The 26388-nt window shown below is 66.4% G+C and carries 23 protein-coding genes; 12 read left to right on the top strand and 11 right to left on the bottom strand.

Annotation, left to right across the window (positions count from 1 at the left end; all coding sequences use genetic code 11):
• Positions 1 to 4: 4 nt before the first annotated feature.
• The 3 genes from ACT4ML_RS14730 to ACT4ML_RS14720 form a co-directional block, all read right to left on the bottom strand.
• Positions 5 to 760, bottom strand: coding sequence for a TrmB family transcriptional regulator (locus ACT4ML_RS14730; RefSeq protein ID WP_444721541.1), 756 nt, complete (start codon positions 758 to 760; stop codon positions 5 to 7).
• Positions 757 to 3678 (bottom strand): MMPL family transporter, encoded by a 2922-nt coding sequence (locus ACT4ML_RS14725; protein ID WP_444721540.1) that lies wholly within the window; start codon positions 3676 to 3678, stop codon positions 757 to 759. Before ACT4ML_RS14725 ends, ACT4ML_RS14730 begins: the two co-directional genes overlap by 4 nt.
• A 192-nt stretch (positions 3679 to 3870) precedes the next feature.
• Positions 3871 to 4605, bottom strand: a complete 735-nt coding sequence (locus ACT4ML_RS14720) for an MBL fold metallo-hydrolase (protein ID WP_444721539.1) — start codon at positions 4603 to 4605, stop codon at positions 3871 to 3873.
• A 109-nt stretch (positions 4606 to 4714) separates the two neighbouring features.
• On the opposite strand from ACT4ML_RS14720, the gene ACT4ML_RS14715 reads away from it, so the two are divergent.
• Positions 4715 to 5773 (top strand): zinc-dependent alcohol dehydrogenase family protein, encoded by a 1059-nt coding sequence (locus ACT4ML_RS14715; RefSeq protein WP_444721538.1) that lies wholly within the window; start codon positions 4715 to 4717, stop codon positions 5771 to 5773.
• Between the two features lie 65 nt (positions 5774 to 5838).
• On the opposite strand, the gene ACT4ML_RS14710 is transcribed toward ACT4ML_RS14715, so the two are convergent.
• The gene (locus ACT4ML_RS14710) at positions 5839 to 6048 is read right to left on the bottom strand and encodes a hypothetical protein (RefSeq protein ID WP_444721537.1); all 210 of its coding nucleotides are present in this window, start codon (positions 6046 to 6048) and stop codon (positions 5839 to 5841) included.
• A 180-nt stretch (positions 6049 to 6228) separates the two neighbouring features.
• On the opposite strand from ACT4ML_RS14710, the gene ACT4ML_RS14705 reads away from it, so the two are divergent.
• A complete protein-coding gene (locus ACT4ML_RS14705) occupies positions 6229 to 7038 on the top strand; it encodes an Nmad3 family putative nucleotide modification protein (protein WP_444721536.1) in 810 nt (269 codons plus the stop codon).
• Positions 7039 to 7081: 43 nt separating this feature from the next.
• Here ACT4ML_RS14705 and ACT4ML_RS14700 read toward each other — a convergent pair whose 3' ends face one another.
• Positions 7082 to 7444 (bottom strand): DUF7344 domain-containing protein, encoded by a 363-nt coding sequence (locus ACT4ML_RS14700; RefSeq protein ID WP_444721535.1) that lies wholly within the window; start codon positions 7442 to 7444, stop codon positions 7082 to 7084.
• 149 nt (positions 7445 to 7593) lie between these two features.
• Here ACT4ML_RS14700 and ACT4ML_RS14695 point away from each other — a divergent pair, with 149 nt between their 5' ends.
• Positions 7594 to 8139, top strand: coding sequence for an acyltransferase (locus tag ACT4ML_RS14695; RefSeq protein WP_444721534.1), 546 nt, complete (start codon positions 7594 to 7596; stop codon positions 8137 to 8139).
• A 140-nt stretch (positions 8140 to 8279) separates the two neighbouring features.
• Here the strand turns inward: ACT4ML_RS14695 and ACT4ML_RS14690 are convergent, their stop codons facing one another.
• Both ACT4ML_RS14690 and rocF read right to left on the bottom strand, forming a co-directional pair.
• A complete protein-coding gene (locus ACT4ML_RS14690; protein WP_444721533.1) occupies positions 8280 to 9449 on the bottom strand; it encodes an NAD(P)/FAD-dependent oxidoreductase in 1170 nt (389 codons plus the stop codon).
• 115 nt (positions 9450 to 9564) lie between these two features.
• Positions 9565 to 10485, bottom strand: a complete 921-nt coding sequence (rocF, locus tag ACT4ML_RS14685) for an arginase (protein WP_444721532.1) — start codon at positions 10483 to 10485, stop codon at positions 9565 to 9567.
• Positions 10486 to 10581: 96 nt separating this feature from the next.
• Between rocF and ACT4ML_RS14680 the strand changes: the two genes are divergently transcribed.
• Complete coding sequence (locus ACT4ML_RS14680) at positions 10582 to 11262, top strand: metal-dependent transcriptional regulator (protein WP_444721531.1); 681 nt, start codon at positions 10582 to 10584, stop codon at positions 11260 to 11262.
• A gap of 218 nt (positions 11263 to 11480) precedes the next feature.
• Positions 11481 to 12014 (top strand): Rrf2 family transcriptional regulator, encoded by a 534-nt coding sequence (locus ACT4ML_RS14675; RefSeq protein ID WP_006431609.1) that lies wholly within the window; start codon positions 11481 to 11483, stop codon positions 12012 to 12014.
• Positions 12015 to 12137: 123 nt separating this feature from the next.
• Here the strand turns inward: ACT4ML_RS14675 and gyrA are convergent, their stop codons facing one another.
• The 4 genes from gyrA to psmA form a co-directional block, all read right to left on the bottom strand.
• Complete coding sequence (gene gyrA / locus ACT4ML_RS14670; protein WP_444721530.1) at positions 12138 to 14624, bottom strand: DNA gyrase subunit A; 2487 nt, start codon at positions 14622 to 14624, stop codon at positions 12138 to 12140.
• 203 nt (positions 14625 to 14827) lie between these two features.
• Positions 14828 to 16759: a DNA topoisomerase (ATP-hydrolyzing) subunit B gene (gene gyrB / locus ACT4ML_RS14665; RefSeq protein ID WP_444721529.1), complete on the bottom strand. Its 1932-nt coding sequence runs from the start codon at positions 16757 to 16759 to the stop codon at positions 14828 to 14830.
• 111 nt (positions 16760 to 16870) lie between these two features.
• On the bottom strand, positions 16871 to 17587 hold the full coding sequence (psmB, locus tag ACT4ML_RS14660) for an archaeal proteasome endopeptidase complex subunit beta (protein WP_444721528.1): 717 nt from the start codon (positions 17585 to 17587) through the stop codon (positions 16871 to 16873).
• The gene (gene psmA / locus ACT4ML_RS14655) at positions 17580 to 18320 is read right to left on the bottom strand and encodes an archaeal proteasome endopeptidase complex subunit alpha (RefSeq protein WP_444721527.1); all 741 of its coding nucleotides are present in this window, start codon (positions 18318 to 18320) and stop codon (positions 17580 to 17582) included. Before psmA ends, psmB begins: the two co-directional genes overlap by 8 nt.
• Positions 18321 to 19076: 756 nt before the next feature.
• Here psmA and ACT4ML_RS14650 point away from each other — a divergent pair.
• From ACT4ML_RS14650 to ACT4ML_RS14620, 7 genes are all read left to right on the top strand, one after another.
• On the top strand, positions 19077 to 20333 hold the full coding sequence (locus ACT4ML_RS14650) for a divalent metal cation transporter (RefSeq protein WP_444721526.1): 1257 nt from the start codon (positions 19077 to 19079) through the stop codon (positions 20331 to 20333).
• A gap of 176 nt (positions 20334 to 20509) precedes the next feature.
• The gene (locus tag ACT4ML_RS14645; RefSeq protein WP_444721525.1) at positions 20510 to 21289 is read left to right on the top strand and encodes a sulfite exporter TauE/SafE family protein; all 780 of its coding nucleotides are present in this window, start codon (positions 20510 to 20512) and stop codon (positions 21287 to 21289) included.
• Between the two features lie 52 nt (positions 21290 to 21341).
• The gene (locus tag ACT4ML_RS14640) at positions 21342 to 21764 is read left to right on the top strand and encodes a universal stress protein (protein WP_444721524.1); all 423 of its coding nucleotides are present in this window, start codon (positions 21342 to 21344) and stop codon (positions 21762 to 21764) included.
• 99 nt (positions 21765 to 21863) lie between these two features.
• Positions 21864 to 22391 carry an SPW repeat domain-containing protein gene (locus ACT4ML_RS14635; protein WP_444721523.1) on the top strand — a complete coding sequence of 176 codons (528 nt, stop codon included), beginning with the start codon at positions 21864 to 21866 and terminating at the stop codon, positions 22389 to 22391.
• 109 nt (positions 22392 to 22500) lie between these two features.
• On the top strand, positions 22501 to 23760 hold the full coding sequence (locus tag ACT4ML_RS14630) for a hypothetical protein (protein WP_444721522.1): 1260 nt from the start codon (positions 22501 to 22503) through the stop codon (positions 23758 to 23760).
• Complete coding sequence (locus ACT4ML_RS14625; RefSeq protein WP_444721521.1) at positions 23757 to 24755, top strand: two pore domain potassium channel family protein; 999 nt, start codon at positions 23757 to 23759, stop codon at positions 24753 to 24755. The genes ACT4ML_RS14630 and ACT4ML_RS14625 overlap by 4 nt, the downstream gene beginning before the upstream one ends.
• 110 nt (positions 24756 to 24865) lie before the next feature.
• Positions 24866 to 26374 carry a dihydrolipoyl dehydrogenase gene (locus ACT4ML_RS14620; RefSeq protein WP_444721520.1) on the top strand — a complete coding sequence of 503 codons (1509 nt, stop codon included), beginning with the start codon at positions 24866 to 24868 and terminating at the stop codon, positions 26372 to 26374.
• Positions 26375 to 26388: the final 14 nt, after the last annotated feature.

Genomic DNA, 26388 nt, shown 5'->3' with positions numbered 1-26388 from the left:
TCGCCTACGTGACCTGCATTTCGTCGCTGGCTTCGATCAGTTGGATCAACACGGTGGCGAACAGCGAGCCAGAACTCCAGATCGCGGTCTCGCCGCCCTCGCCGCCGAGGACGCTCAACAGGATGACGTCGTCGTCGGCGATGACGATCCGCCCTGACCGCTGGTCATCCGTTCGGTGGGCCGGCGGCTCCTCGACGGTGACGCCCTCGACGCCGGCGAACCGGCGCTCGATCTCGTCGTGCCGGCTGACGATGCTCACCGCGACGCCTGCTGCCGCGCGCTCCGCGAGCGCCCGTTCGATCGGGTCCGTGACGAGTTCCGGGAGCCGGGTCCCGAAGACGATCCGCTCCTCGGCCTGCGAGAGGATGTCGGCGGTTCGGTCGTCGACGCGATCCCGTCCGCGAACCGTCCAGATGTCCTCTTGGGTCTCCTCGCCGGCCGGCTCGTTTTTGACGGTTTCGACGTACTCGAACGCCCGATCCTGCTCGCGCTCGAACTGGTCTCGGAGGGTCTCCCGCGCCTCCTCGACGCTGACCGGCCGGTACCGGATCGGGTTCGACTGCTGGACCGCGAGCAGGCCCCGCTCTTCCAAGCTCTCGGCGACGCTGTATACCTGCGACCGCGGGACGTCCGTGATTTCGGCGATGTCTCGTGCCGTGCCCGCACCCAGTTGGTGGAGCGCGATGAACACCTTGGCCTCGTAGCTGGTGAGTCCGAGTTGTTCGAAGGCCTCGACGGCCTCGAGTTCGCCGGTGCTCACTCGCCGTCACCTCCGTTGGACTCGGTCCCGCCGTCGCTCGCGGTCGGCGCTCCCGTCCGGGCACCCGACGCGTCGAAGGAGACGTCCGGGCCGAAGTACCGCGTCCACAGCACCAGCAGCGTCGGGAGGACGACCACGCTGGCGAGGAACGCGTAGGTGATCGTCAGTCCGGTGATGATCCCGAACTGGCGGAGCGCGGGAAGGATCGCGAAGGCGAGGGTCCCGAAGCCGCCGACGGTGGTCGCGGCGCTGCCGAGCAACGCGCCGCCGGTTCCGGTGACGGTCGTCCGCAGCGCCGACCAGACGTTGCCCTGGCGCTCGAGTTCGAGCCGGTACCGTTCGCTGACGTGGATGCTGTAGGCGACCCCGAGCCCGACGGTCAGACTCGTGATCATCCCCGTCAACACGTTAAAGGGCATCCCGATGAGGTACATCGTCCCCAGAATCCAGCTGACGGAGAACGCGACCGGGAGCAGGGTCACGGCACCGAGCGTCGCGCTGCCGCCGGTCAGCCAGTAGGCCACCGAAAGGAACAGGAACACCGCCACGAGCGTGATGACCAGGCTCTCGAGGACGGTATCGAGCAGGTCCTGTTCGACGATGTAGCTGACGATCGGATCGCCGGTCGCGATGGCGGTCCAGCGGCCGTCGCCCCCGTCTTCGAAGTCGTTCGCGATCGTGCGCATCTCCGCGGTCGTCTCCGCGTTCGTGGCGTCGCCCTGAACGGCGACCACCAGCCGAGCCGATCGGTACTCGCCGTCGTCGGTCCGGTGAAGGACCTGACTGGCGGCCTCTGCGTCGGTCTCGAAGAGCTGATCGTACAGCGCCGAGACGTTCTCGTCGGGGACACCGTCGCCGTCGGTGTCGGCTGCGGTGAACGATTCGTTGAACGACTCGTTCTGCTCGGCGACCTGTTCCATCGTCGAGAGCGGGTCTTGGACGTCCGGCTCGCCCGTCGCTAACGTGTAGGCGATATCCCCGTCTGCCATGTCGTCTCGAGTTCCGTTGACCCGCTCGAGGAAGTCGTCATCGTCGACATCACCCTCGACGAGGAGTTGGGCCTGCCGATCCTGGCGCTGGAAGTGCTCGTTGACGTACTCGAGGTCGTCTTTCGCGTGGTACTCGCCGGGAGCCATCCCACCGGGCAGCTTCTGCGTCCACTCTGGGGGGCTATCCGCGAGGAAGTCCTCCTCCTGGAAGCTGGTGTCGACCTGCGTCGCACCGTAGGCCCCGCCCGCGGTGAGCAGGGCGACGATCAGGAGGATGACGAGCGGGATCCGGCGGGCGGCGGTCGAGCCGACCGTCAGCACCTCGCTGAAGCGGCCGCCGCCGGTCCCGAACGCCCGCTTGCGTCGGTCGACGCCGCGGGACTCGAGGAACTCGTCGATCTCGATCTTGGCGGCGGGGATCAGCGCGCCGAAGACGATCAGCGCGGCGACGATTCCGACGGAGCTGACGATGCCGAACTCCCGGATGGGACCGATCGGGCTGACCAGATTCGAGAGGAAGCCGATGACGGTCGTGGCCGTTACCCAGACGAGGGCGGCGCCCACGCCGGCCAGCGCGGTCGTCATCGAGCCGCGGACGGTTCCCTCGGTGCCGTCGGCCTCGCGTTGTTCCCGATGACGCATGAAGACGTGAATCGCGTAGTCGATCGACAGCCCGATCAACAGGACCGGGACCGCGACGAACATCTGGTTGAACGCGATGTCGGCCCAGCCCATGAACCCGAACGTCCAGACGAGGACGGCGATGATGCCGACGACCCCGAGCACGATATCGAGCGGGTCGCGGTAGGCGATCAGCAGCGCGACGACGACGAACAGCAACGCGAGCGGGCCGACGATCGCGAGACTGTCGTTCATCGAACGGTCGATCTCGTCGGTGATCAGCCCGCCGCCGAAGACGAGGTAATCCTGGTCCTGCGTCTCGGCTAACTCGCGGATCTCGAGTTGGCTCTCGACGACGCGGTCGCTAACCCCGCCCATCTCCTCCATGCCCTCGCCACCGGACGACTGGCTCACCGATGTCATCCGCGCCTCGGCCTCGGTGCTGCCCGGCTCGTAGGCGGTCGGCATCAACGCGATCGCGGCGCTGTCGTCCGACTCGTTCGACGAGAGCGTGTTCTCGAGGGTCCGTTCGTACTCCTCGTCGCTCAGGTTCTCGAGGGCCGCGATCTGGTCGTCGATCGGCGGACTACTCTCGCCGCTCTGCAGGACGCCCCCCGTGGCGGCGCCGCGAGCTTGCTCGAGTTCCGCAGTGAGGTTCTGATACTCGGGATCGCTCTCGTCGAGTCCGTATCGCTGGGATTCGATCGCGCGAATCCGCTCGATCGAGTCGGCGTACTGGGCGGTCTGATTCTCACTGAGACCCTCGGTCGACTCCTCGACGATGGTGTCGAACTGCGCCTCGAGTTCGTCCGCTTGCGCCTGATACTCGGGATCGCTCTCGTTATAGGACTCGTTTAGCTGCTCGTACTCCCGCTGGAGCGCGATCGCCTCTTCGACGCCGGCGCCGAGTTGCGCGCCGCGCTCCTCGTTGATCGCCGTGATCGCGACGACGTTTTCGACGCCGGTTATCGGCTGCTCCTCGACGAGCGTTTCGTTGATCGACTCGTTCGCTCGGAGTTCCTGCTGGAATTCGAGCGAGGAGACCAGCGACTCCTTCGCGAGGACGTTATCGCCGCGTGCGATCACCTGCACGCGGGTCGTGTTCTCCTCTTGTTCGCTCGTGAAGTTACCGTTGATCCGCTCGAGGGCCTTCGCTTCGTCGGATTCGCCCTCGAACTGGTCGAGCGACGAGTCGTCGTCGACCATCGGCATCCCCGCTCCCACGGCCGCCGTCAGGAGCAGGAGAACCACGAGTACGATCCGCGTGTGGGCGGTGATGGCGTTCGCGAGCCGTTCGGGCACGCTCATTCGATCACCTCGCTGTCGGTCCGGGAGAATTCGGCAGGGTCCATCTGTTGTTACGATCCTACAAACGTTATCGCACATACCTGTTCGGCCTTCGTATCACTATCCGAACAGCCGGTCGGCAGCGTCGATTCCAGGCTCGCTATCGGGAAGAACGACGAAAACGGGGCGACGAACCGGCCTGCGTCGGCGCGGTCACTCGATGGAAACGGTCGTGAGATCCTCGGCGAACCGCACGTCGCCGTCGTAGTGGGCACCGATCGACTCGAGCATCTCCTCGTGTCGTCCCTCGGTGTGGGGATAGAGGTGAGTAAGGTAGACGCGGCCGATTTCCCGGCCGGCCAGTTCCCGGCCGAGGGCGTCGGGCGTCGGGTGGTTCGAGACGTCGACGTCGTCGGGGAACGAACAGTCGTGGGCGAGGATCGCCGATCCCTCGGCGAAGTTCGCCAGCCCCGCGAATGCCTCGCTGTCGCCGCTGAAGGTAAAGCGATCGCCGAAGCGGTAGGCCAGACACGGCAGCGAGTGGCGGGTCTCGTAGGCCGATACCTCGAATCCCGCCACGGAGAAGTCGCCGGGAACGACCTCGCGGACCTGCACCTCGAGTTTGTCCTGCATGTACTCGTAGACCTCGAGCAGGTCGTCGACCAGTTTCTTGGTGCCCTGCGGGCCGACGATCTCGAGGTGGTCCTCGCCGGCGAGCCACCGGGCTTTCATCAGCGGCAGCAGGTCGGCGACGTGGTCGAGGTGGTGGTGTGTCAGGAGAACCGTCGAAACGGCCTCGTAGCCGACGCCGGACTGCTGGAGCCGCTGGAGCGCGCCGGCGCCGCAGTCGACCAGCAGCGTCCGACCGTCGTCCTGGACGAGAATCCCCGCCTGAAAGCGTTCGCCGGTGGGCAACGCGCTGCCCGTGCCGAGAAAGGTGACACGCATACGCGGGCTTGGGACGCCCGCCCCGATAAGGATACCTCTCGCCGCCGTCGCGTCGCTGCCGGCCGTCGCGGGACGAACGGTATAACTCGCCGGCCTCCGTCGTGCCGGTATGCGCGCTGCAGTACTCGAGGCCTACGGCGAACCGCTCGCGATCGAAACGGTCGATCCACCGACGCTCGAGCCCCACGGCGTCGTGGTCGATGTCGAGGCCTGTGGAATCTGCCGGAGCGACTGGCACGCGTGGCAGGGCCACGGCGAGTGGGCCGACGATCAGGTCCCGCTCGGACAGATCCTCGGTCACGAACCCGCGGGCCGGATCGCTCGAGTCGGCGACAGGGTCGACACGCTCGAGGCGGGCGACCGGGTCGCGATCCCGTTCAACCTCGGCGAGGGATCGTGCTATCAGTGTCGCAACGGTCACGGCAACGTCTGCGAGGACGGGTACGCGCTGGGATTCGAGTCGACCGTTCCCGGCGCGTTCGCGGAACGGATCCACGTGCCCCACGCGGAGTTCAACGTCGCGCCCCTTCCCGACTCCGTCTCCGCGACCGAGGCGGCGGCGCTTGGCTGTCGGTACGTCACGGCGTTTCACGCACTTTCCCACCGGGCCGAGGTCGGCGGCGGCGACTGGGTCGCCGTCCACGGCTGCGGCGGGCTCGGACTGGCGGCCGTCCAGATCGCGGCGGCGCTCGGCGCGCGGGTGATCGCGGTCGACGTCCGCGATGAACCGCTCTCGATGGCGACGACCCTCGGTGCCGACGCGACGGTGAACGCGACCGAGGCGTCCGTCCCCGAGGCGATCGAAGAAATCTCCGAACGGGGCGCACACGTCTCCATCGACGCGCTCGGCCGCGCGGAGACCTGCCGGAACAGCCTCGACTGTCTCCGTATCCGTGGAACCCACGTCCAGATCGGGCTCACGACCGACGCCGAACGCGGCGAGGTCGCCCTGCCGATCGACGAGGTGACCCGCTGGGACGTCACCGTCGTCGGCTCCCGCGGGATGCCGCCCTCGCGCTACGACGAACTCCTGCGGATGATCGAGGCCGGCCGGCTCGAGCCCGAGCGCTTGGTGACGCGTCGCGTCGCCCTCGACGACGTCTCCGACCGGCTCGCCGCGATGACCGACTACGAGACCAGCGGCCTCGAAGTCGTGACCGAGTTCTGAGCGGTGGTCCCCTCGAGTCCCAGTCTCGACTGAGTCCCGACGCCTCGGTGGGGCCGCGGTGTCGATCAGTCGGGCGACCGACCCGGCGACCCGCTGTCGCCGTCTTCGTCGGCCGCCAGCGGGTCGGTGCCGAGAACGCGGTACGTCTCGTTTCCGCAGGCACACCGTCCGTCGATGCCGATCGGCTGGACCGTTTCGTCCCGCAGTATTCGGACCGCGATCACGTTGTGACACTGGGTACAGACCGCGGCCGCCCGCCGAGCCTCGATGTCCATTGGCACCCGTACCACGCCGTCGTACTTCAGGCTAATTCAGGCGAGCCGGCCAGTCACTGTCGCTGACGCCGCGGGCCGGACCGGACGATATCGACAGCGGTCCGACGAGCAGCCTCGAGCGGAAGGGAGCGCGATCGGCGGGTTTATCGCCGTCTCCGACCGACCGAGAGGTACGAACCCATGACTGTCGTTCTCGCCGGCGTCGGCGCCGATAGCACGAACGTCGGCGCGCTGGCTCCCCTGTACGACGACGGGCGCTTCGAGTACGTCCCGATCCCCGAGAAAACGCGGGCCACGTCCGAAACCGAGACGCTCGGTTCGTGGGAGCTACGGGCCGGCGACGGCGTCGCGGCGGACCTGACGACCCGGATCTCCCCGCAGCCGGTCCGCGGCGGCGCGGAGACCGTCGCCGGCGACGACCTCGAGTCGTGGCCCCTCCACCGCGATCCGAACTTCGAGGCGCTCACCTACGGCGAGCACCGGACCAGCGGCTACGTCTCGCGGCTGCGGGCGCTCGAGCCCGGCGACGTCGTCGGCTTCTACGCCGGACTGCGCCGGCCCGACGGGGACCGAGCACACCGCTACCTGATTGGTTACTTCACCGTCGACGGCGTGGCCGTCGTCGGCCCCGACACGCCGCCGGCCGAGCGCGAGGCGATCCTCGCAGCCCACCCGGAAAACGCCCACGCGAAGCGCGCTCGGGACGGCGATCTCTACCTCGAGAAGCCGGTCGTGATCGTCGACGGCCGCGAGCCCGGCGGGCTCTTCGAGCGGAACCCGATCCGGCTCAGCGACTACTACGTCAAAGAGGGGAACGAGCGGGCGCAGTACTACCTGCGCGACGAAATCGAGTCGGAGTGGGACGTTCGGGCCGGCGGCGCGAACATGATGTACAAGCCGGCCTACCGCTGTGGACTGACGGGTGCTGCGTTCCGGGAACTGGTCGGCCACCCCGGGTCGCGATCAGCCGAGCAGTCCGAGCGTGTCTGAGACTGCGCTCGCCAACCCGGCGACCGCTTCGAACCCGTTCAGTTCACGATTCTCGGTCGGCCGATTCGTCGTCGGAACGCTCGAGACGGTCGACGAACGGTTCGATCGCATCGAAGTTCGATCCGAGCGTCACCTCGTCAGGGGGACCGTCGTACGCTACGATATCGTGTTCGGCCAGCCGCGGGAGGTGTTTGTGGACCAGTGCAGTGACGACGGCCTGCCGGGATTCGGCGATGGAATCGGGGCTGTCGGCGTCACGCGTTCCCGACGTGAGGTGACCGGCCAGTTCTCGAGCCGTCGCCCGCTCCACGTCGCTGAGATAGCAGAGGACGGATCGGCGCGTCGCGTTCGAGAGGATCACGAAGACGGCGTCAGTCTCGAGCGTTTCCGAGCGGTGGCGTGACATAGGATTCAGTTGCCGTCGAACGAAACGATAGTGGCCCCTCACTAGTTAGGCTTCGACGGCCCGCGACCCGCGTCGATAGCCGCCCGGGCCTCGAGGATCGGTTCCGGATCGATCGGTTTGATGTAGCGACGCGGTAAACAGTACGCGCAGTGACGGATTCCGACGAGACGACGCCGCGACACGACCGCGTCGAGCGTCACGCGACCCACGGGCCGCGCAACTCGCTCGCCCACTGGACCGCCGCTCGCAACCCGCTCCGGGTCGCGATCAACTACGTCGTCGTCTGGCTCGTCCGGATCTCGCCCAGCCTCCGGGTCAAACGCTGGCTCTTGGGTCGCCTCGGCGTTACGGTCGGAGAGGGCGTCTCGTGGGGACTCGAGGCCACGCCGGACGTCTTCTGGCCCGAACTGATCACCGTGAAGGCGGACGCGATCGTCGGCTACGACGCGACCTTGCTCTGTCACGAGTTCCTCCAAGACGAGTACCGGACCGGCGAGGTCGTCGTCGGCGAGCGGGCGATGATCGGGGCCGGCGCGATCGTGCTGCCCGGCGTCGAGATCGGCGAGGGGGCAAGCGTCGCGGCGAACTCGCTGGTGACTCGCGACGTGCCGGCCGGGGCGACGGTCGCGGGCGTCCCGGCCCGACGGATGGGCGGCGACAGCGGTGACGAGGAGTCGGCCGACGCCGCCGCGTGATCGGCGGGCTGTTCGCTGTTTGGCGTTCGAGACTAGCAGGGTGATCGCCGTTTGTGTCGTCGGAACGAGAGCGACTGCCGTCGAAACGTCGCTGCGAGGAAGCGCGGAAAAACGGGAGAGTCAGGGACGAACGGCTCGATCTACAGCGACGACCAGGACCTGCGCGCTGCGTTCCACGAGGTGATGTCGGCGATCCAGCGGGCGGCGATCATCTTCTTCAAGTTCTGGGCCGGGAACCCGCCGAAGGTGTCGACCGGCAGGGAGATGCCGAAGGCCGGCTTGACGCCGTGGGCGACGGCCTTCTCGCCGACGGAGATGACGGTCCCCTTGTCCTCGTGCTCCCAGGTCATCAGTGGGCGGTTCTCGATCGCGCGGGCGATGTTCTCGCCGGCGACGTCCGCGGCCTGCCAGGCGGCCTGTGCCGTCGGCGGCGCGGGCTGGTCGCCCTGATCGATGATCGCCGAGTCGCCGATCGCGAAGACGCGCTCGTCGGAGGTCTGGAAGTTCGCGCCGGTGTTGACGCGGTTGTGCTCCTTCTCGAGGTCGGCGTCGTCCAGGGCGTCTCGGCCGGTGATGCCGCCGGTCCAGACGAGGACGTCGTGGTCGAGGGGCTCGCCCTCGTCGAACTCGATGTGATCCTCGGTGGCCTCGGTGATCGGGTCGTCCGTGTGGATCTGGACGCCGGCTTCCTCGAGCAGGTCGCGCAGGGCCTGCTGAATTTCGGGGTCGTTCCCGGGGAAGATCTCCTCGAGTGCCTCGACGAGGTGGATCTCGATGGGCGCGCGGTGCTCGTCGCGGAACTCGGCGATTTCGCCGGCGGTCTGGATCCCCGAGAGCCCGGCGCCGCCGATGACGACCTGTGCGGGCTCGCCGCGGGTCGCCTCCCGACCGGCGTCTTTGACTGCCTCGTGAATCTCCATGGCGTCGTCGAGGCTCTTCAGGGTCAGCGAGTGCTCCTCGAGACCGGGGATGCCGTAGTAGGCGGTCTGGCTGCCGAGACCGACGAGAACGTAGTCGTACTCGACGTCGTCGCCCTCCGCGAGTTCGACGGTCTGTTCGTCGACGTCGAGGCCGGTGACCTCGTCCTGAATGAACCGGGTCGACGGGTCCGCGATCTGCTCGACCGGGAACGTGATGTCCGATCGGACATCGGGGTCCCGAATCACGCGGTGGGACTCGTGCAACACGAGATGGTAGTCGACATCAGCGATCCAGGTTAGCCGCGCGTTGTCCCCGAGCTCCGATTGGAGCTTGTTGATCGCACCGGTTCCGGCGTATCCGGCACCGAGCACGACGACGTTCTCTGTCATATCCCACAGTGCGAAACACTATGATACAAAGCTGTTGAAACCGGAACCAGTATGTTCACTGTTCTCATACCGTCGATTCGGTCGGTATCCGGCGCGGCTCGCGTCGGCGGCCCGTTCAGAGAATCCGCTTTCCGAACGCGCTCGCGGTTAGTTCCGCAGCCAACGTCGCCGTTTCGTTGGCCTCGTCCAAGATCGGATTCACCTCGACGACGTCCATCGATCGGAGTATCCCGTCGGCCTCGTCGCGCCGGGAGAGGGCCTCGAGGGCGGCGTGGGCCTCCCGATAGGTGACGCCGCCGCGGACGGGAGTGCCGACGCCGGGTGCCGTCTTCGGGTCGAGCCAGTCGAGGTCGAGGCTGACGTGGACGCCGTCGGTACCGTCGGCCGCGATCTCGAGGGCCTCCTCGACGACCGTCGAGACGCCCCGCTGGTCGATGTCGGACATGGTGAAGGCCGTCATCTCGCTGTCGCGGATCAGTTCGCGTTCGCGCTCGTCGATGCTGCGGAGCCCGACGTAGGCGATCGACGACTCCCGCAGTCGAGGTGCGGGTGCCCACTCCGTCTCGCCGAACGCACCGCGACCGAGGGCCGCGGCCAGCGGCATGCCGTGGACGTTTCCGCTCGGCGTCGTCTCGGGCGTGTTCAGATCCGCGTGGGCGTCGAACCAGACGGCACCGAGGTCGGCATCTCGCGCCGAGCCGCCGAGCGAGCCGATCGCGACCGAGTGGTCGCCGCCCAGCACGAGCGGAAACTCGCCGTCCGCGAGCGTCGCCGCGACCCGATCGCCGACTCGCGTACAGACGTCCTCGACCTCCCGGAGGAACTTCGCGTTGCCGCGACTGGGCTGGTCGGCGTCGGGATCCCGCTCCTCCGCTCGCGGCATCGACAGGTCGCCGTCGTCGACCGGCTCGACGGCCGCTCGCTCGAGGCCGTCGGCCAGGCCGGCGTACCGGATCGCGGACGGTCCCATGTCGACGCCGCGGCGGTTCGCTCCGTAGTCCATCGGCGCGCCGATGATTCTGACGGTCCGTGCCATACGCCCGGTACACCGTCTGCCGGTTTGGTCGTGGCGGTCCCCGACTGCCTCGCTGGCGATAGCTTTAGGGTTAGACGACTCTAAATCCGGATCAGCATGATGCTGAGCGACGTGATGGAGGACTACCTCAAAGCGATCTACCGGCTCCAGCGGGAGACCGACGACCGGATCAAGACCTCGGAGATCGCCGCGGAGCTGGACGTCACGTCGCCGACGGTCACGAGCATGCTCGACAAACTCGAGGAACGCGAACTCGTCGACCGCGAGAAGTATCGCGGGGTGACCCTGACCGACGAGGGCGAGACCGTCGCCCTCGAGATCGTCCGCCATCACCGGCTGCTCGAGGCCTACCTCACCGAACACCTCGACTACGACTGGTCGGAGGTCCACGCGGAGGCCGACCGACTCGAGCACCACATCAGCGAGGACTTCGAGGCCCGCGTCGCCGACGCCCTCGGCGAGCCGACGGTCGACCCCCACGGGTCACCGATTCCCAGCGCCGATCTCGAGCCCCCCGAGCGGCCCGACGGGGAGTCCATCGCCGCCTTCGAGGCGGGGGATATCGTGACCGTCGCCGAAGTCGCCGACCGCGACCCGGAAGTCCTCTCCTATCTTGCCGAGCACGGCGTCGAGCCCGGCGTCGAACTCGAAATCCTCGAGATCGCCCCGTTCGGCATGGTGACGGCCCGCTCGAGCGAGGCCGACGAGCCCGTGTCGCTGCCGGAATCCGTCGCGACCCACGTCTGGGTCGCGGAACCCGCGGAACCGGAACTGTAGCCAGCGATCGACACACATTCGAGAACTGACCTCCTCGACGGCGTCCCGCTCGAGGCCATTCTCATTCCATGGGTGAGGTGTGTAATAAAACGGATACCGATCTCCCGCGGCGGACCGAAAAGAAACATCTTCCCGTCCCCGATTCAAACGGCACAATACCGCCGAAACACTCCGGCTCACCCGCCGGGTTTAAGGAAACCAAATACGAATCATCATCTATGTCATCCATCGAACTCACACCCAGCCAGAAGAAAATCCTCCGCGCGCTCACGAACCTCCACAAGGAGACCGAAGACGCTATCAAGGGCGAGGATATCGCCGAACAGGTCGACCGGAACCCGGGGACGATCCGCAACCAGATGCAGAGTCTCAAAGCCCTCCAACTCGTCGAGGGCGTACCGGGGCCGAAAGGCGGCTACAAACCGACCGCCGCCGCCTACGAAGCACTCGAGATCCAGCAGATGGACGAGCCCGCAGCCGTCCCGATGCAACACGAGGGCGAACCCGTCGACGACACCATCATCGAAGAGATCGATCTCTCGAGCGTTCACCATCCGGAACTCTGCCGCGCGGAGATCCACATTCAGGGCACGCTGAGCGACATTCACGAGGACGACTCCGTCACCGTCGGCCCGACGCCGCTCTCGAAACTGCTCATCGAGGGGACCGTCGACGGCAAAGACGACACGAACAACATCCTCATCCTGCGGATCGACGACATGGTCGCACCCTCCGAAGAACCGACTCACTGACTCGGCAGTCGACCGCGTTCTCTTCTGTTTCCCTTCTAGCGCTCGCTCTCGCTCTTGTGTCTCGGTTCGACGCGTGAAAACGATCCGCGAGACGACTCGAAACGGGCTGGGTGTTCGATATCGTCAGTTCGCGTCGTCGTCCGCATCGGCAGCGTCGGCAGCCGCCGCCGGAATGTCGTCGACCGCGGCGACCGCGTCGCCGTCGTCGACGTCCATGACGATCACGCCCATCGTGTTCCGCCCGACGGTCGAGATCTCGTCGACGCGGGTGCGGACGATCTGTCCGCGCTCGCTCATCATGACGAGTTGATCGTCGTCGTCGACCGCCTTGACGGCCGTCACGGGGCCGTTTCGTTCGCCGGTCTTGATATCGATCAACCCTTTCCCGTACCGGGACTGCGTGCGGTACTCCGAGAGCAGCGTCCGCTTCCCGTAGCCGCTCTCGGTGACCGTCAACAGCGCCTGCTCGTCGCCTTCGTCGGTCGCGACAAGCCCCGCAACGGCGTCGTCGCCCTGCAGTTTGATCCCGTTGACGCCGCGGGCGTTCCGACCCATCGCGCGGACCTCGTCCTCGTCGAAGCGGATCGTCATGCCGCCCTCGGTCGCGATGACCAGATCCTGCGACCCGTCGGTGACCTCGACATCGACGAGTTCGTCGCCTTCCTCGAGGTCGGCGGCGATGATCCCCGTCGAGAGGATGTTATCGAACTCCTCGCCGGCGGTGCGCTTGACGTAGCCGTTTCGGGTAACCATCGTCACGAACTCGTCGTCGCCGAAGGCGTCGGTGTCGACGATGGCCGTGATGTCCTCGCCGGGGTCGAGATCGAGGATGTTGACCGCCGATTTCCCGCGAGCGGTCCGGCCCATCTCGGGGATCTCGTAGGTCTTGAGCCGGTAGACCTCGCCCTGATTCGTAAAGCAGAGCAGGTAGTCGTGGGTGTTCGCCCGGAAGACCGTCGAGACGCGGTCGTCCTCTTTGACGTCCGCGCCGATGATCCCCTTGCCGCCGCGACCCTGCGGGTCGAACGCGTCGATCGGCATCCGCTTGACGTAGTCGTCCTCGGTCATGACGACGAAGACCTCCTCCTCGGGGATGAGGTCCTCGTGGGTGACGGTGCCCTGATCCTCGATGATCGAGGTCCGGCGGTCGTCGCCGTACTCGTCTTTGATCTCGCGGAGTTCGTCCTTGATGACCGAGAGCAGTTCCGACTCGCTCTCGAGGATCGTCTCCAAGCGCTCGATTTCTGCTTGGACCTCCTCGTACTCGTCCTCGATCTCGGCGGCCTCCATCGACGTGAGGCTGCCGAGTTGCATGCGGACGATGTGGGTGGCCTGCTCCTCCGAGAAGTCGTAGCTCTCCTGTAGCGCGGCTTTCGCGGCCGACCGGTCCTCGCTGTTGCGGATCAGTTCGACGACGTTCTCGGCGTTCTCGACGGCCGTCAGCCGGCCCTCGAGGATGTGGGCGCGATCCTCGGCCTCCTCGAGGTCGTACTCGCTGCGCCGGCGGACGACCTCGCGCCGGTGGGAGATATACTCCTCTAAGGTCTCCTTGAGCGAGAGCACTCGCGGCTGGCCGTCGACCAGCGCGAGGTTGATGACGCCGAAGGTTCGCTCGAGGTGGTTCTCGAGCAGTTTGTTCTTGACGACCTCGGCGTTCGCGCCGCGTTTGAGTTCGATGACGACGCGGACGCCGTCGCGGTCGGACTCGTCGCGCAGGTCCGAGATTCCCTCGATCTCGCCCTCGTTGACGTCCTCGGCGATGCGCTCGACGAGGCGGGCCTTGTTGGCTTGGAAGGGGAGTTCGGTGATGACGATCCGCTCGCGGTTCGATTTCCACTCCTCGACCTCGAATTCGGCGCGGACGCGGATGCGCCCGCGGCCGGTCTTGTAGGCCGAGTAGATGGCGTCCCGGCCGACGATGTTCGCGCCGGTCGGGAAGTCGGGCCCCTTGACGTGTTCCATCAGGTCGTCGACGGTCGCGTCGGGGTCGTCGATCAGTTCGATGGTCGCGTCGACAACCTCGCCCAGATTGTGCGGCGGGATGTTCGTCGACATCCCGACCGCGATCCCCGAGGAGCCGTTGACCAGCAGGTTGGGAAACGCCGCCGGCAGCACGTCGGGTTCCTGCAGGCGGTCGTCGTAGTTCGCCGAGAAGTCAACCGTGCCCTTGTCGATATCCTCGAGCAGTTCTTCGGAGATGGCCGACATCCGGGCCTCCGTGTACCGCTGTGCGGCGGCCGGATCGCCGTCCATCGAGCCGAAGTTCCCCTGGCCGTCGACCAGCGGATAGCGCATCGAGAAGTCCTGGGCCATCCGGACCAGGGTGTCGTAGATCGCGCTGTCGCCGTGGGGGTGGTAGTCACCCATCGTCTCCCCGACGATCGAGGAGGACTTGCGGTGACTGCTCCCGCTCGAGACCCCCATCTGGTGCATCGCGTACAGGATGCGTCGGTGGACGGGTTTCAGGCCGTCTTCGACCCGCGGGAGGGCCCGCCCCGCGATGACGGACATCGCGTAGTCGATATACGACTGTTCCATCTCGTCCTCGATACGGACGTTCTCTACCGCTCGCGCCTCTACGTCGGTCGGTTCGGGTACGTCTGAACTCATATTCGTTCCTTCATCATGTTCATCTGAATCTGTCTATCTTGCGAGCGATACGACCGGGAGAGCGTCCGCTCTGCGGACGCTCGAGCGGGCCGACGACCGACCCGGAGCGCGGCTTGCCGCGCGGAGGGAGGGAGGAGTGCTTTTCATCGAAGTTTTACCGAGTGCGGTCGCGAAGCGACCGCACGCAGGGTAAAAGTTCGTGTTCAGATGTCGATCCACTCCGCCTCCGGAGCGTGATCCTTGATGAACTGCTTGCGGGGGTCGACGGCGTCGCCCATCAGGACGGAGAACATCTTGTCCGCCGCCGCCGCGTCCTCGATCGTGATCTGCTTGAGGATGCGGTTGTCGGGGTTCATCGTCGTCTCCCAGAGCTGTTCCGGGTTCATCTCGCCGAGTCCCTTGAACCGCTGGACCTGCGAGGGGTTGCCGTCGCACTTCTCTTCGACGATCCGGTCGCGCTCCTCGTCGGTCATCGCGTCGTAGGTCTCGCCGCGGTACCGGATGCGATAGAGCGGCGGTTGGGTCGCGTAGACGTAGCCGCCCTCGAGCAGCGGGCGCATGTGCCGGTAGAAGAACGTCAACAGCAGGGTGCGGATGTGTGCGCCGTCGACGTCGGCGTCGGTCGCCATGATGATCTTCTTGTACCGGACGTCGTCGATGTCGAACTCGTCGCCGATCCCCGCACCGATCGCGGTGATCATGTTCCGGATCTCGTCGTTCTCGAGGATGCGATCGAGCCGGTGTTTCTCGACGTTGAGGATCTTCCCTTTGATCGGGAGGATGGCCTGGAACTCCGGATTCCGGGCCTGTTTCGCGCTGCCGCCCGCGGAGTCGCCCTCCGCGATGAACAGTTCGGCCTCGTCCGGCTCTTTGGTCTGGCAGTCGGCCAGTTTGCCGGGCAGCGAGGTGGAGTCGAGCGCCGATTTCCGGCGCGTCAGCTCTTCGGCCTTCTTGGCCGCCATCCGGGCCTTCGCGGCCTCGACGGCCTTCATCACGATCGCTTGGGCGGTGTCGGGGTGTTCCTCGAAGTAGGTGCCCAGTCCCTCGTGCATGGCGCTCTCGACGATTCCGCGAACTTCGGAGTTGCCGAGTTTCGTCTTCGTCTGGCCTTCGAACTGGGGATCGGGGTGTTTGATCGAGATGACAGCGGTGAGTCCCTCGCGGATGTCCTCGCCCGAGAGGTTGTTGTCGAGATCGGAGAGGAGATCGTTCTCGTTGGCGTAGTCGTTGACCGTCCGGGTGAGCGCGGTCTTGAACCCGGTGAGGTGGGTCCCGCCCTCGCGGGTGTTGATGTTGTTCGCGAAGGCATGGATCGAGCCCTGTAGCTCCTGTGTGGCCTGCATCGCCACTTCGATCTGGATGTTCTGCTCCTCGTCCTCGAAGTAGATGACGTCGTCGTGCATCGCCGAGCGCGTCTCGTTCAGATACTCGACGAACTCGCGAATGCCGCCGTCGTACTCGTAGGTCTCGGCGACGGGCTCGTCGTCGTCGGCGTCGACGCGCTCGTCGCGGAGCGTGATGCGGACCCCGGAGTTGAGGAAGGCCAGTTCCCGAAGCCGGTTCGACAGCGTCGAGAAGGACATCTCGCCGGTCTCGAAGATGCCCGTATCGGGCCAGAACCGGATCTGGGTGCCCGTCTCCTCGTCCGGCTCCATGTCGCGGACCCGGTCCATATCGCCGACGGGTTCGCCTTCTTCGAACGCGTGACGGAAGACGGAACCGTCGCGTTTGACCTCGGCCTCGAGGCGTTCGGAGAGGGCGTTGACGACGCTGACGCCGACCCCGTGGAGACCGCCGGAGACCTGATAGGACTTGTTGTCGAACTTGCCGCCGGCGTGGAGGACGGTCAGAATGACCTCGAGTGCAGGGCGGTCGTACTCCTCGTGGGTATCGACGGGGATGCCGCGGCCGTCGTCGGCGACGCTCACCGAGCCGTCCTCGTGGATGGAGACGGTGATGTCGTCGCAGTGGCCGGCCAGTGCCTCGTCGATCGAGTTGTCCACCACTTCGTAGACGAGATGGTGGAGTCCTCGAGAATCGGTAGAGCCGATGTACATCGCCGGTCGCTTACGCACAGCCTCCAGGCCCTCGAGGACCTGAATCTGTCCGGCGCCGTACTCGCTTTCCTGGGACATGTAAAACCTGCTTTCGGATAGCGGTCCGGCCCTAATAAAAGTCACGTGTACGCGCGCGAGCGCGAGCAGTCAGCCGATTGACGAAGCGGCCGAACGAACGGGAAACGGCCCTTAGATGACCGCGTCGAAGTCGTTGTGGCCCTGAATGTCGACGCCCTCGTCCGTGACCTCGGCGAGGAAGACGCCGTTACCCGAGCCGGTGTCGCGCTCGACGGCGCTTTTGATCGCGCGAGCCGCGACCGATTGTGCTTCCTCGAGCGAGAGGCCCTCTTCGTATTCCTGCTCGAGGAGCCCGTAGGCCAGTTGCATCCCGCTGCCGGTGACGGTGTAGTCGTCTGCCATCACGCCGCCGGCGGGGTCGATGCTGTAGACGTGGCTGCCCTCGCTATCGACGCCGCCGAGGATGGGGTTGATCGCTCGGAAGGGGCCGCCGCGAGCGAAGTTGCCGGCCAGCGTCGCCAGCGCCTCGATCGGCATCGTCTCGCCGCGTCGGGACTCGTAGAGGTTGACCTCGGAGCGCAGCGTTCGGATGAACGACTGCGCGCCGCCGACCGAGCCGACGAGGGTCAGCGCCCCCGTCGGGTGGATCTGCTCGACCTTCTGGACGTCCTTGTTCGAGACGAACCGCCCGCCGAGGCTGGCGCGCATGTCCGTCGCGATGACGACGCCCTCGTCGGTCGTGATGCCGATGGTCGTCGTCCCTGTCTTGTTGACGGTGTCCCCGTGCTCGTCGCCTTGGGTCCCGTTGGGGAGCGAGCCGAGTTCGGGGTCGTACGGCGACGGATCGGCGTCGCCCTGCGGGCCCGACCCACCGGTCCAGTTATTCATCGCTCTCCTCCGTCTCGATCTCCGCGAGGATCGACTCGAGGCGGTCGTCGTCGACCGACTGGAACGATTCGTCCTCGGTGGTGATCGTCGCGACATCGACGTCCTCGGCGGCGACGACCTCGTCTTCGGGTTCGCTGAGCGCGCTCATGGCGAGCTCGAGGCCGCCGTCGACGTCGAGATCGTCGCGGTAGTTCTCCTCGAGGTAGCCCTGAATGACGTCGCGGTCGCCGCCGATGGCGGCCGCCTTCCACTCGTAGTCCGTCCCCGATGGGTCGGTCTCGAACAGTTTCGGTTCGCCGTCCTCGATCCCGCCGACGAGGAGGGCGACGCCGAAGGGACGCGCACCGCCGGTCTGGGTGTACTCCTGAATGTGGTCGGTGACCGCTCGCGTCAGCGTCTCGACGCCGATCTGCTGGCCGTAGCGGAGCTGTTCGCCCTGCGCGCGGCGGCGTGCGAGATCGACGAGTTGGCGGGCGTCGGCGACGTGGCCGGCGCTCGCGACGCCGATGTGTTCGTCGGCCTTGTGGATCTTCTCGACGCTCGAGCGTTCCATGAGCGGCGAGCTGACCTGCCGGTTGGCGGCGAGGACGACGCCGTCGGGCGTGCGGAGTCCGACGCTCGCGGTACCGCGTTTGACGGCCTCGCGGGCGTACTCGACCTGATAGAGGCGTCCGTCCGGGGAGAAAATGGTGATTCCCCGGTCGTAGGCCTGCTGTTGGGATTGTCCTTGCATTTGGTCTTCACCTGTGGTAAGGGATAGAAATATATAGGCCTTCGTCTGAAGGCAACTTCGTGTGTACTCTCCCCTTCGCCCCGGACTCCCAAGAAGGTGATGCCGGCACTCGTGCGTGAGCGGTGACTCGGCAAGCCGTGGTCGACGGAACGAGACGCCTCGTCGACAGTCGAAACGGGAGTTTTCGGCCTATTTCGGCGCGAATCGAACAGTGTAGACTCTCGTTGTCGCTCCGTGGACGCTCCGTCGCCCGAGAGTGTCTGCTGAACTCACGTGTCCCACTCGGGTAAATATCGGATTACTCGAGCCAGCTATCCGAGGGGTCGTCTGCTATCTCAAGCTTTCCGCTCAAACGGATCCCAGTCGTTGCTTCGGGTACAGCATTCCGTCCCACAGTACACAGGTGAAATCCGCCCGGTTGCGTCGACTCGAGGCCCAATTGTGCGTGGCCTCGAGGGCCAGACACCTGCGACTTTTCGGACGACTACCACACATGGAAGACCACTGTACCGCGGTCGGTATCCCTGTCGAAACGGCGAACGAAACCATTCCCCAACGCGGGCTCGGACTCCCCCTCAGGGCGACGTTCTTCGGAGCCGGGTCCGCTTCCGCGCCGAGAGGACCCGATTGGCGGTCCGGATCTCGCCAGTCGACGTTCCGCCCGCCATCGGTCGGCGGTCGGCCGACGGCGACCGAGCCGCCCGCTCGAGGCGCAGTGACCGCCGGAGCCGCGCTCGACCCTCGGGGTGATCGCGCATGAGCGGCGAGTCGGCCTCGGCGTCTGACTTTGTCAAGGCCATTCCCGGCGGTGAAACGCTACACGGGGCGCTCTACAGATACGGCCTGGGCATCATGTTCGCTGCGAACGTGTTCGGAGCGGGGTCGGTGTACATCCTCGCCGACACGGGTGCGAACTTCGCGTACTCCCTGTTGTGGGTCCTCCCGCTCGCGTTCTTCATCGATATCGCCCTCCACGACATGAGCGCTCGACTCGCCGTCGCCGACGAACCGCTCGCCGATTACATCGTCGACGCCGTTCCGATCGGGAGTCGACCGCTCCTCATCGGAATCTCGCTGATGTCAGCGTTGTGGGCCGTGTCGAACTACGCCGTCGCCGGAGCGGCGCTCGCCTGGCTCGTTCCGTTCTTCGACAACGTGATCGTCGGCATCGTCCTCGCGGCCGGGTTCGGCGTCGGCATCGTGCAGATGAAGGTCTACGATCGGATCGAAGCGGTGATCGCCGTGATGGTGTTCGCCGTCTTCGGTTCGTACGGCCTGCTCCTCGCGGGGCTCGACGTTCCGTGGCAGTCCGTCGCAGCGGGGCTCCAGCCGGCGCTCGCGACCGACATCGGCTACCTCACTGCGGTCATCGCCCTGCTGGGGACGACGGTCTACTGGCCGAACTTCTTCATCCAGTCGAGCATCCAGCCGACGAAGGAGTGGTCGGACATCTGGGACTACCGCCGTGACAACGCCGCCGGGATCGCGACGACGCTCACCATCGGCAGCTTCGTGATGATCGTCTCGGCAGTTACCCTCTCGGAGGGGAGCATGACGCTGACGGGCCCCGGCGTCCCGCTCGCGGAGATCATCGGCCACGGAGCGCTCGTCGTGTTCATGATCGCAGTGCTCTGTGCGACCATCACGTCGGCGACCGGGACGCTGTTCGGCGCCGGGTTCATCATCCCGCAATCGCTCGGCCGGCACACGGTCTTCGGCGATACCGCGTTCCGACGAACGGTCATCGGACTGGTCGTCCTCTCGGCCGCGACCGCCCTGCCGATGCTGCTCTATACTGGGTTCGGTCCCGTCGAGATGGCGATCATCATGCCGGCCGTCAACGGCGCGATCGGGCTTCCCCTGACCGTCTTCGCCCTCATCGGTGCCGTCAACAGGTACTACGACATCGCGTGGTACGAGAACGCGGGGTTCCTGGCTGCGGGGATCGTGCTGCTGATCGGGAGCCTCATGACGGTCCAGTCGCTCTACGAGACGATCGTGGGCATTCTCTAATCGCGGATCGGCGTTCCGTTTTCCGCCGGGTCGACTCCGACCGAGAGCGTACTCGGCCGAGTCCGGACGTTCGGTTTCGCGAGAGTGTACTCGACTATTTGATCGGGAGCTGACCCGAGGGGGGCGAAATCAGAAGAGTTAGTTCGAGCGCCACGGACCACTGGATACCCTCCCAGATGCTCGAGTTGCCCTTCGGTCCCTCGCTGGTCCTGTTGCTCGTCTCGATCGCCTTCTTCTCCGGTATCGGCATCACCACGATCGGTCCCGGTGGCATCTTCGTGACGATCGCGCTGTACTCGCTGACCCCGCTGGCCTCGAGTCAGGTCGCCGGGACCGCCCACGCGACGTTCGTCGTGACGGGACTCGTCGGGAGCGCCGCCTACCTCCACTCCGGCGAGATGAACACCGGCGAGAGCCGCGCGATCGCGATCGTCCTCAGCGGCTCGAGCGTCCTCGGCGCGCTCGTCGGCTCGTACGTGAACGCGTTCGTCCCGCGATCGGTGTTCGGCGTCCTGCTCGGCGGTGTCGCGATGGCCGTCGGCGGGATCATCCTCTATCGCGAGCGGCGGGGCTTTAGCCCGGTCTACGACCTCGAGCCGCTGAGCGGGACCGGCCGGCTCGTCCTCGCGGGGCTCGGGTTCGTTCTCGGGATCGCCAGCGGGCTGTTGGGGATCGGCGGCCCGGTACTCGCCGTCCCCGCGCTGGTACTCGTCGGCGTTCCGATGTTGCTCGCGGTCGCCGTCGCGCAGGTCCAGTCGATCTTCATCGCGACGTTCGCGGCGTCGGGCTATTTCCTGCAGGGGAACGTGCTGATGCCGCTCGCGGTCGTCGTCGGCACGCCGCTGTTGCTCGGCGTCGTCGTCGGCTGGCGGGTCGCCCACGTCGTCGATCCCGAACGGCTGAAGGTCGCGCTGGGCGTCGTCCTGCTGGGCGTCGGGCCCTACCTCGCGCTCTGAGACGGCTCCTGCCGGACCCAGACTGAAGGCGACGGGCGTCGACACCCCGCCCGTGGCCCGAATCCTCGTTCCCTTCGACGACTCCGAACCCGCCCGCGACGCCCTCGGGTACGCGTTCGACCTGTTCCCCGACGGCGACGTGATCGTACTGGTCGTCGTCGACACCACGTCGTTGCCTTTCATCCCGAACACGGCCGACGACGAGTCGAGCGACGAGTCCCAGGAACTGCTCTCGGAGGCCGCCGACCTGCTCGAGACCGCGGAGTCGATCGCCGCGGACCGCGGGGTCGACCTCGAGACGCGAACGCGGCTGGGGACGCCGGCCCAAGAGATCCTCGAGTTCGCCGAGGGGGAATCCATCGACCACGTCGTCATCGGCAGCCACGGCCGGTCGGGCGTCGCGCGGATCCTGCTGGGCAGCGTCGCCGAGGTCGTCGTCAGACACTCGCCCGTGCCGGTGACCGTCGTCCGGTGAGGACCGTCGCGGCGAGCCGAGCGCACCGACTCCCCCGGACCCTGCAAACACGGGCAGCGAACTCTTTGCCCCGAGAGGCCGACCCCGACTCGAGAGCCAATGAGCGAGTACGACGGCACGGAGAATCCCGAAACCCCGTGGCGGGGCGACGAGGACGGCGCGTCCGAAGACGACGCCCGCGGCGGCGAGGGGCTGACCGGCGGGGACAGAACGCCGTACGGACCGAACCCGGACGAACGGGGAAAAGGACTGTCGGCGGTCGCCGGCCTGCTCGGGCTCGCGCTGGTCGTCCAAGCCCTCGCCCTCGAGCTCGCCGCGGGCCAGTTCTGGAACGACGCCCTCGTCGGGGCGACCCTGTTCGTCGCCGGCGCGTACAACTACTACCGCCGGTCGAACGAGGAGTTCGGGAGCATCGGCGTCGCCTCGCTCGTGGCGCTCCTCGGGCTGTGGCTCGTCGCGTCGCCGTTCCTGCTCGGCACCGGATCGGGCCTCGCCGAGACCGCGAACGATCTCGGTTTCTGGACCGACGTCGTCGTCGGCCTGCTCGCGGTCGGGCTGGGTTCGTACAGCGCTTACGAGATTCGCGAGCGCCGCCGGGACGTCGACGTGCGGCGGACGGCGACCTGACTCGCCGACGCGTTCCGCGGTTCGATATCGCGGCGAATCCGCTCGCGAATCGTGATTGTGGCATACTCCGGCCCAATCCACTTATCCCGCCTTCTGGTAGGGTGGTCCGATGGTTCCGCTCGTCGCGATAGTGCTCGCACTCGTCGTCGGCGCGGTGATTCTCGAAGTCGTGTCGTATCGAGCGCTCGAACGGATTCCCTCGGTCGCCACCGAGGAGTTCCCCGAGATCGACCGGGAGCTACTGGGGAAGTTCAGCAGTTTCGATCCCGAACTGGGCTGGTGTCCCCAACCCAATCGGGAGAAACAGAAGGACACGGGCGACCACCTCCCCGGCGAGGAAGTCCGTAGCGTCGTCACGTACTCGACCGACGAGTACGCGAGTCGGGTCTGCCCCGCGAAGGAGCGCGACCCCGACGCCGATCTCACGGTCTCGACCTACGGCGACTCCTACTGTTTCTGTCGGGAGGTCGACAACGACGAGACGTTCCAAAACTACCTCGCGCAGGAACTCGACACCCACGTCGCCAACTACGGCGGCGGCAACTACGGCCTGGACCAGGCGCTGATGCGGCTCAAACGCCAGTACCCCGAGGACCCGACCGACCACGTCTTCATGGTCGTCACCGCCTCCTCGATCGCCCGCATCCTCTCGGTCTGGAAACACTATCAGGAGTTCGGCAACATCCTCGCGGTCAAACCCCGGTACGTCCTCGAGGACGGCGACCTCGAGCGCGTCGAGAGCCCCGTCGACGAAAAAGAGGAGCTGCTCGACCTCGAGTCGAAGGCCGACTTCCTCCGGGAGTACGACTTCCACTACGACCACTGGTTCAAACCGCACTTCGCGACGCGACCCTACACGGCTGACTTCCTCGAGAAGAACGAACACGTCCGGTACGCGGCGTATACGGCCGGAAAGGAACTCGAGCGTCGGCTCGAGCGATCGATTCCGGGGATCGACTTCGATCTGGCACAGACCCAATCGGCGTTGCGGCTGGAGCGGCCCCGCGTGCGGTATCACGAACGGCTGTTCGACACCCACGAGGCCCTCTTCGACGCGCTCATCGAGGAGTTCGTCGACTACGCGGACGAGCAGGGGTTCGAGCCGACCTTCGTGATGGTCCAGCAGCTCCGGTACGCGACCTACGAGTCCGAACACGGCCCGATCTACGGCGACCTGATGGACCGGCTCGACGAGCGCTACGACGAACTGACGACGATCGACATGGCCACGCATCTCTCGCCCGACGACGGCGACGTCGAGTCGCTGTACGTCGAGCGCGGTGAGGGCGGCCACTACAGCCCCGAGACAAACGCGGAAATCGCGCAGGTGCTGGCCGAGGTCGTCGAGGAGCGGGCAGTCGTGGAATGAACCCGTTCTATCTCGTCGCCGGGATCGTTATCCTCGTCATCGGGATCGTGGACATCATCTGGACGACGCTCTGGGTCGACGGCGGCTCCGGCCCCCTCTCGGGCCGGCTCACGACCGGGGTCTGGCACGGGCTCCGAACCACGAGCGGCGATCACGACAAGGCGCTCAGTATCGCGGGCCCGCTCATTCTCGTCCTCACGCTCGTCATGTGGATCGGCCTCATCTGGCTCGGGTGGACGCTCGTCTTCGCCAGCTACCCCCATTCGCTCGTCAGCACCCGCTCCGGGGCCGTCGCCGACTGGTCGGGCCGGTTCTACTACGTCGCCTACACGATGTTCACGGACGGCAACGGCGACTACACGCCGCTGGGCGACGTCTGGGAACTCGCCAGTTCGCTCACGACGGCCTCTGGGATGGCATTCGTCACGCTCGGTGTCTCCTACATCCTCACCGTTCTCGGAGCCGTCTCGAACAAGCGCTCCTTCGCGAGCACCGTTACCGGGCTGGGAGAGCGAAGCGAGGCCTTCGTCCGGACGGGCTGGACCGGCGAGGACTTCCAGGGGATCGATCTGACCGTCGAGTCCCTCGCCTCGGAGCTGAGCCTGCTGGCCGAACAGCACAAGTCCTATCCGATCCTCCACTATTACCACAGCGAACAGGCCGATCGAGCGTCGGCCATGGCGGTCCCCGTCTTCGACGAGGCGCTCGCACTCTTTCGCTACGGCGTCCCGGACGAGGCCAGTCCCGACCCCGCGATCATCGAGAACGGGCGCTCGAGCGCCGAGAGCTACATCGAAACGCTCGACGCCGCGTTCATCGAGCCCGCCGACGAGGTACCGCCGCGGCCCGAACTCGATCGACTCCGCGAGGACGACATCCCGACCGTCTCGGACGCGGAGTTCGAGGCCGAATTCGAGTCGATGACCGAGCGCCGCCGGCATCTACTCGGTATCGTCCGCGGCGACGCCTGGGAGTGGCCGCCGATCGAGGAGTGAGCCCGACGGCGGTTCCCCGATCAGTTTTCGACCACGTTTCGGGAGTATTCAGCACGCACGTCGCGGAAACGCAGACCGGTGTTCTTTGCGCTCCGGACCGACGCATCCGTATGGAGGAGTACGACGTTCTGGTCATCGGCTCCGGCTCCGGCCTCGACGTAGCGAACGCGGCGGCGAATCAGGGCCGGTCGGTCGCGGTCGTCGAGAAGGGGCGGCTCGGCGGGACCTGTCTCAACCGCGGCTGTATTCCGTCGAAGAAGCTGCTGTACCACGCCGACGTGATGGAAACGATCGATCGTGCCGACGAGTTTAAGATCGACGCGTCGGTCGACGGCGTTCAGTTCGCCGAGATCGTCCGCGAGGTCACCGCGGACGTCCACGGCAGTTCGGACTCGATCGAGCGCGGCCTCAGTTCTTCCGACCGGATCGACCTGTATCGGGCGAAAGCCCGGTTCGTCGACGACCGCACGCTCGAGCTCTCCGGCGGGGACCGGGACGGTGAGCGCCTCGCGGCGGAGACCGTCCTCGTCGCGGCGGGCACCCGTCCGGCGATTCCGCCGATCGACGGCATCGAGACCGTCGACTACCTCACCAGTAGGGAGGCGCTCCAGTTAGAGACCCCACCGGACCACCTCGTCATCGTCGGCGGCGGCTACATCGCCGCCGAACTGGCCCAGTTCTTCGGCACCTTCGGTAGCGAGATCTCGATCGTCGGCCGGCGGCCGACCCTGCTTCCCGACGCCGACGAGGAAGTAGCCGCCGCGTTCACGGAGCGCTACGCCGACCGATTCGACGTCTACACCGGCTACGAGGCCACCGCGGCTATGCAGTCCGAGGGCTCGATCACCGTCGAGGCGAGCCCCTTCGCCGACGCGGACGGTGCGATGGCGAGCCCGACCGAGCAGATTTCGGTCACCGGCGACGAACTGCTCGTCGCGGCCGGCCGTACTCCCAACACGGACACGTTGAACGTCGAGGCCGCCGGCATCGAAACCGACGAGTTCGGATTCGTCGAGACCGACGCGTACCTGCGGACGACCGCCGAGGGCGTCTGGGCGCTCGGCGATATCGTCGGCGAGTACCTGCTGAAACACAACGCGAACCACGAGGCGCGGGCCGTCGCGCGAAACCTCTTTGGTGATGACCTCGAGGCGGTCGACTACTCGGCGATGCCCTTCGCCGTCTTCGCCTCGCCGGAGGTCGCCGGCGTCGGGCTGACCGAACAGGAACTGCGCGCTGACGGGCGCGAGTACGCAAAGCGCACCTACCGCTACGAGGAGACCGCCCGCGGGTCGGCGATGAACGCCGAGGGGTTCGTCAAACCGATCATCGACCTCGAGGGCGAGATTCTGGGCTGTCACATCATCGGGCCAGAGGCCTCGGATCTGATTCAGGAGGTCGTCGTGGCGATGACGGCGGGCACCGGGACGGTGCGGGACATCCGGGAGTCCATCCACATCCACCCCGCGCTCTCGGAGGTCGTCCAGCGCGCGTTCTCCGGGGAATTCACGCTCGGTGACACCCACGGCCACGGGCATTCCGACGATCACGGGCACGATACCGGGCACGAACGCGGCCACAGTCACGACCACGGGCACAGCCACGATCACGACCACTGAGAGCCCCACCGCCG

It is taken from the genome of Natrinema sp. LN54 (assembly GCF_052439245.1).
Taxonomy (GTDB): Archaea; Halobacteriota; Halobacteria; order Halobacteriales; family Natrialbaceae; genus Natrinema; species Natrinema versiforme_A.
The sequence above is the reverse complement of the archived record's forward strand: the minus strand, read 5'-3'. Positions and strand labels throughout refer to the sequence as shown.

Bases quoted from the DNA above. Each gene is read 5' to 3' on its own strand.
- ACT4ML_RS14700 (WP_444721535.1), bottom strand. From the start codon at position 7,444: ATGTCACGCCACCGCTCGGAAACGCTCGAGACTGACGCCGTCTTCGTG.
- ACT4ML_RS14720 (WP_444721539.1), bottom strand. From the start codon at position 4,605: ATGCGTGTCACCTTTCTCGGCACGGGCAGCGCGTTGCCCACCGGCGAA.
- ACT4ML_RS14625 (WP_444721521.1), top strand. From the start codon at position 23,757: ATGAACCCGTTCTATCTCGTCGCCGGGATCGTTATCCTCGTCATCGGG.
- psmA (WP_444721527.1), bottom strand. From the start codon at position 18,320: ATGCAAGGACAATCCCAACAGCAGGCCTACGACCGGGGAATCACCATT.
- ACT4ML_RS14680 (WP_444721531.1), top strand. From the start codon at position 10,582: ATGATGCTGAGCGACGTGATGGAGGACTACCTCAAAGCGATCTACCGG.
- ACT4ML_RS14650 (WP_444721526.1), top strand. From the start codon at position 19,077: ATGAGCGGCGAGTCGGCCTCGGCGTCTGACTTTGTCAAGGCCATTCCC.
- ACT4ML_RS14705 (WP_444721536.1), top strand. From the start codon at position 6,229: ATGACTGTCGTTCTCGCCGGCGTCGGCGCCGATAGCACGAACGTCGGC.
- ACT4ML_RS14715 (WP_444721538.1), top strand. From the start codon at position 4,715: ATGCGCGCTGCAGTACTCGAGGCCTACGGCGAACCGCTCGCGATCGAA.
- ACT4ML_RS14675 (WP_006431609.1), top strand. From the start codon at position 11,481: ATGTCATCCATCGAACTCACACCCAGCCAGAAGAAAATCCTCCGCGCG.
- gyrB (WP_444721529.1), bottom strand. From the start codon at position 16,759: ATGTCCCAGGAAAGCGAGTACGGCGCCGGACAGATTCAGGTCCTCGAG.
- ACT4ML_RS14725 (WP_444721540.1), bottom strand. From the start codon at position 3,678: ATGAGCGTGCCCGAACGGCTCGCGAACGCCATCACCGCCCACACGCGG.
- ACT4ML_RS14710 (WP_444721537.1), bottom strand. From the start codon at position 6,048: ATGGACATCGAGGCTCGGCGGGCGGCCGCGGTCTGTACCCAGTGTCAC.
- ACT4ML_RS14690 (WP_444721533.1), bottom strand. From the start codon at position 9,449: ATGACAGAGAACGTCGTCGTGCTCGGTGCCGGATACGCCGGAACCGGT.
- rocF (WP_444721532.1), bottom strand. From the start codon at position 10,485: ATGGCACGGACCGTCAGAATCATCGGCGCGCCGATGGACTACGGAGCG.
- ACT4ML_RS14620 (WP_444721520.1), top strand. From the start codon at position 24,866: ATGGAGGAGTACGACGTTCTGGTCATCGGCTCCGGCTCCGGCCTCGAC.
- ACT4ML_RS14645 (WP_444721525.1), top strand. From the start codon at position 20,510: ATGCTCGAGTTGCCCTTCGGTCCCTCGCTGGTCCTGTTGCTCGTCTCG.
- psmB (WP_444721528.1), bottom strand. From the start codon at position 17,587: ATGAATAACTGGACCGGTGGGTCGGGCCCGCAGGGCGACGCCGATCCG.
- ACT4ML_RS14635 (WP_444721523.1), top strand. From the start codon at position 21,864: ATGAGCGAGTACGACGGCACGGAGAATCCCGAAACCCCGTGGCGGGGC.
- gyrA (WP_444721530.1), bottom strand. From the start codon at position 14,624: ATGAGTTCAGACGTACCCGAACCGACCGACGTAGAGGCGCGAGCGGTA.
- ACT4ML_RS14630 (WP_444721522.1), top strand. From the start codon at position 22,501: ATGGTTCCGCTCGTCGCGATAGTGCTCGCACTCGTCGTCGGCGCGGTG.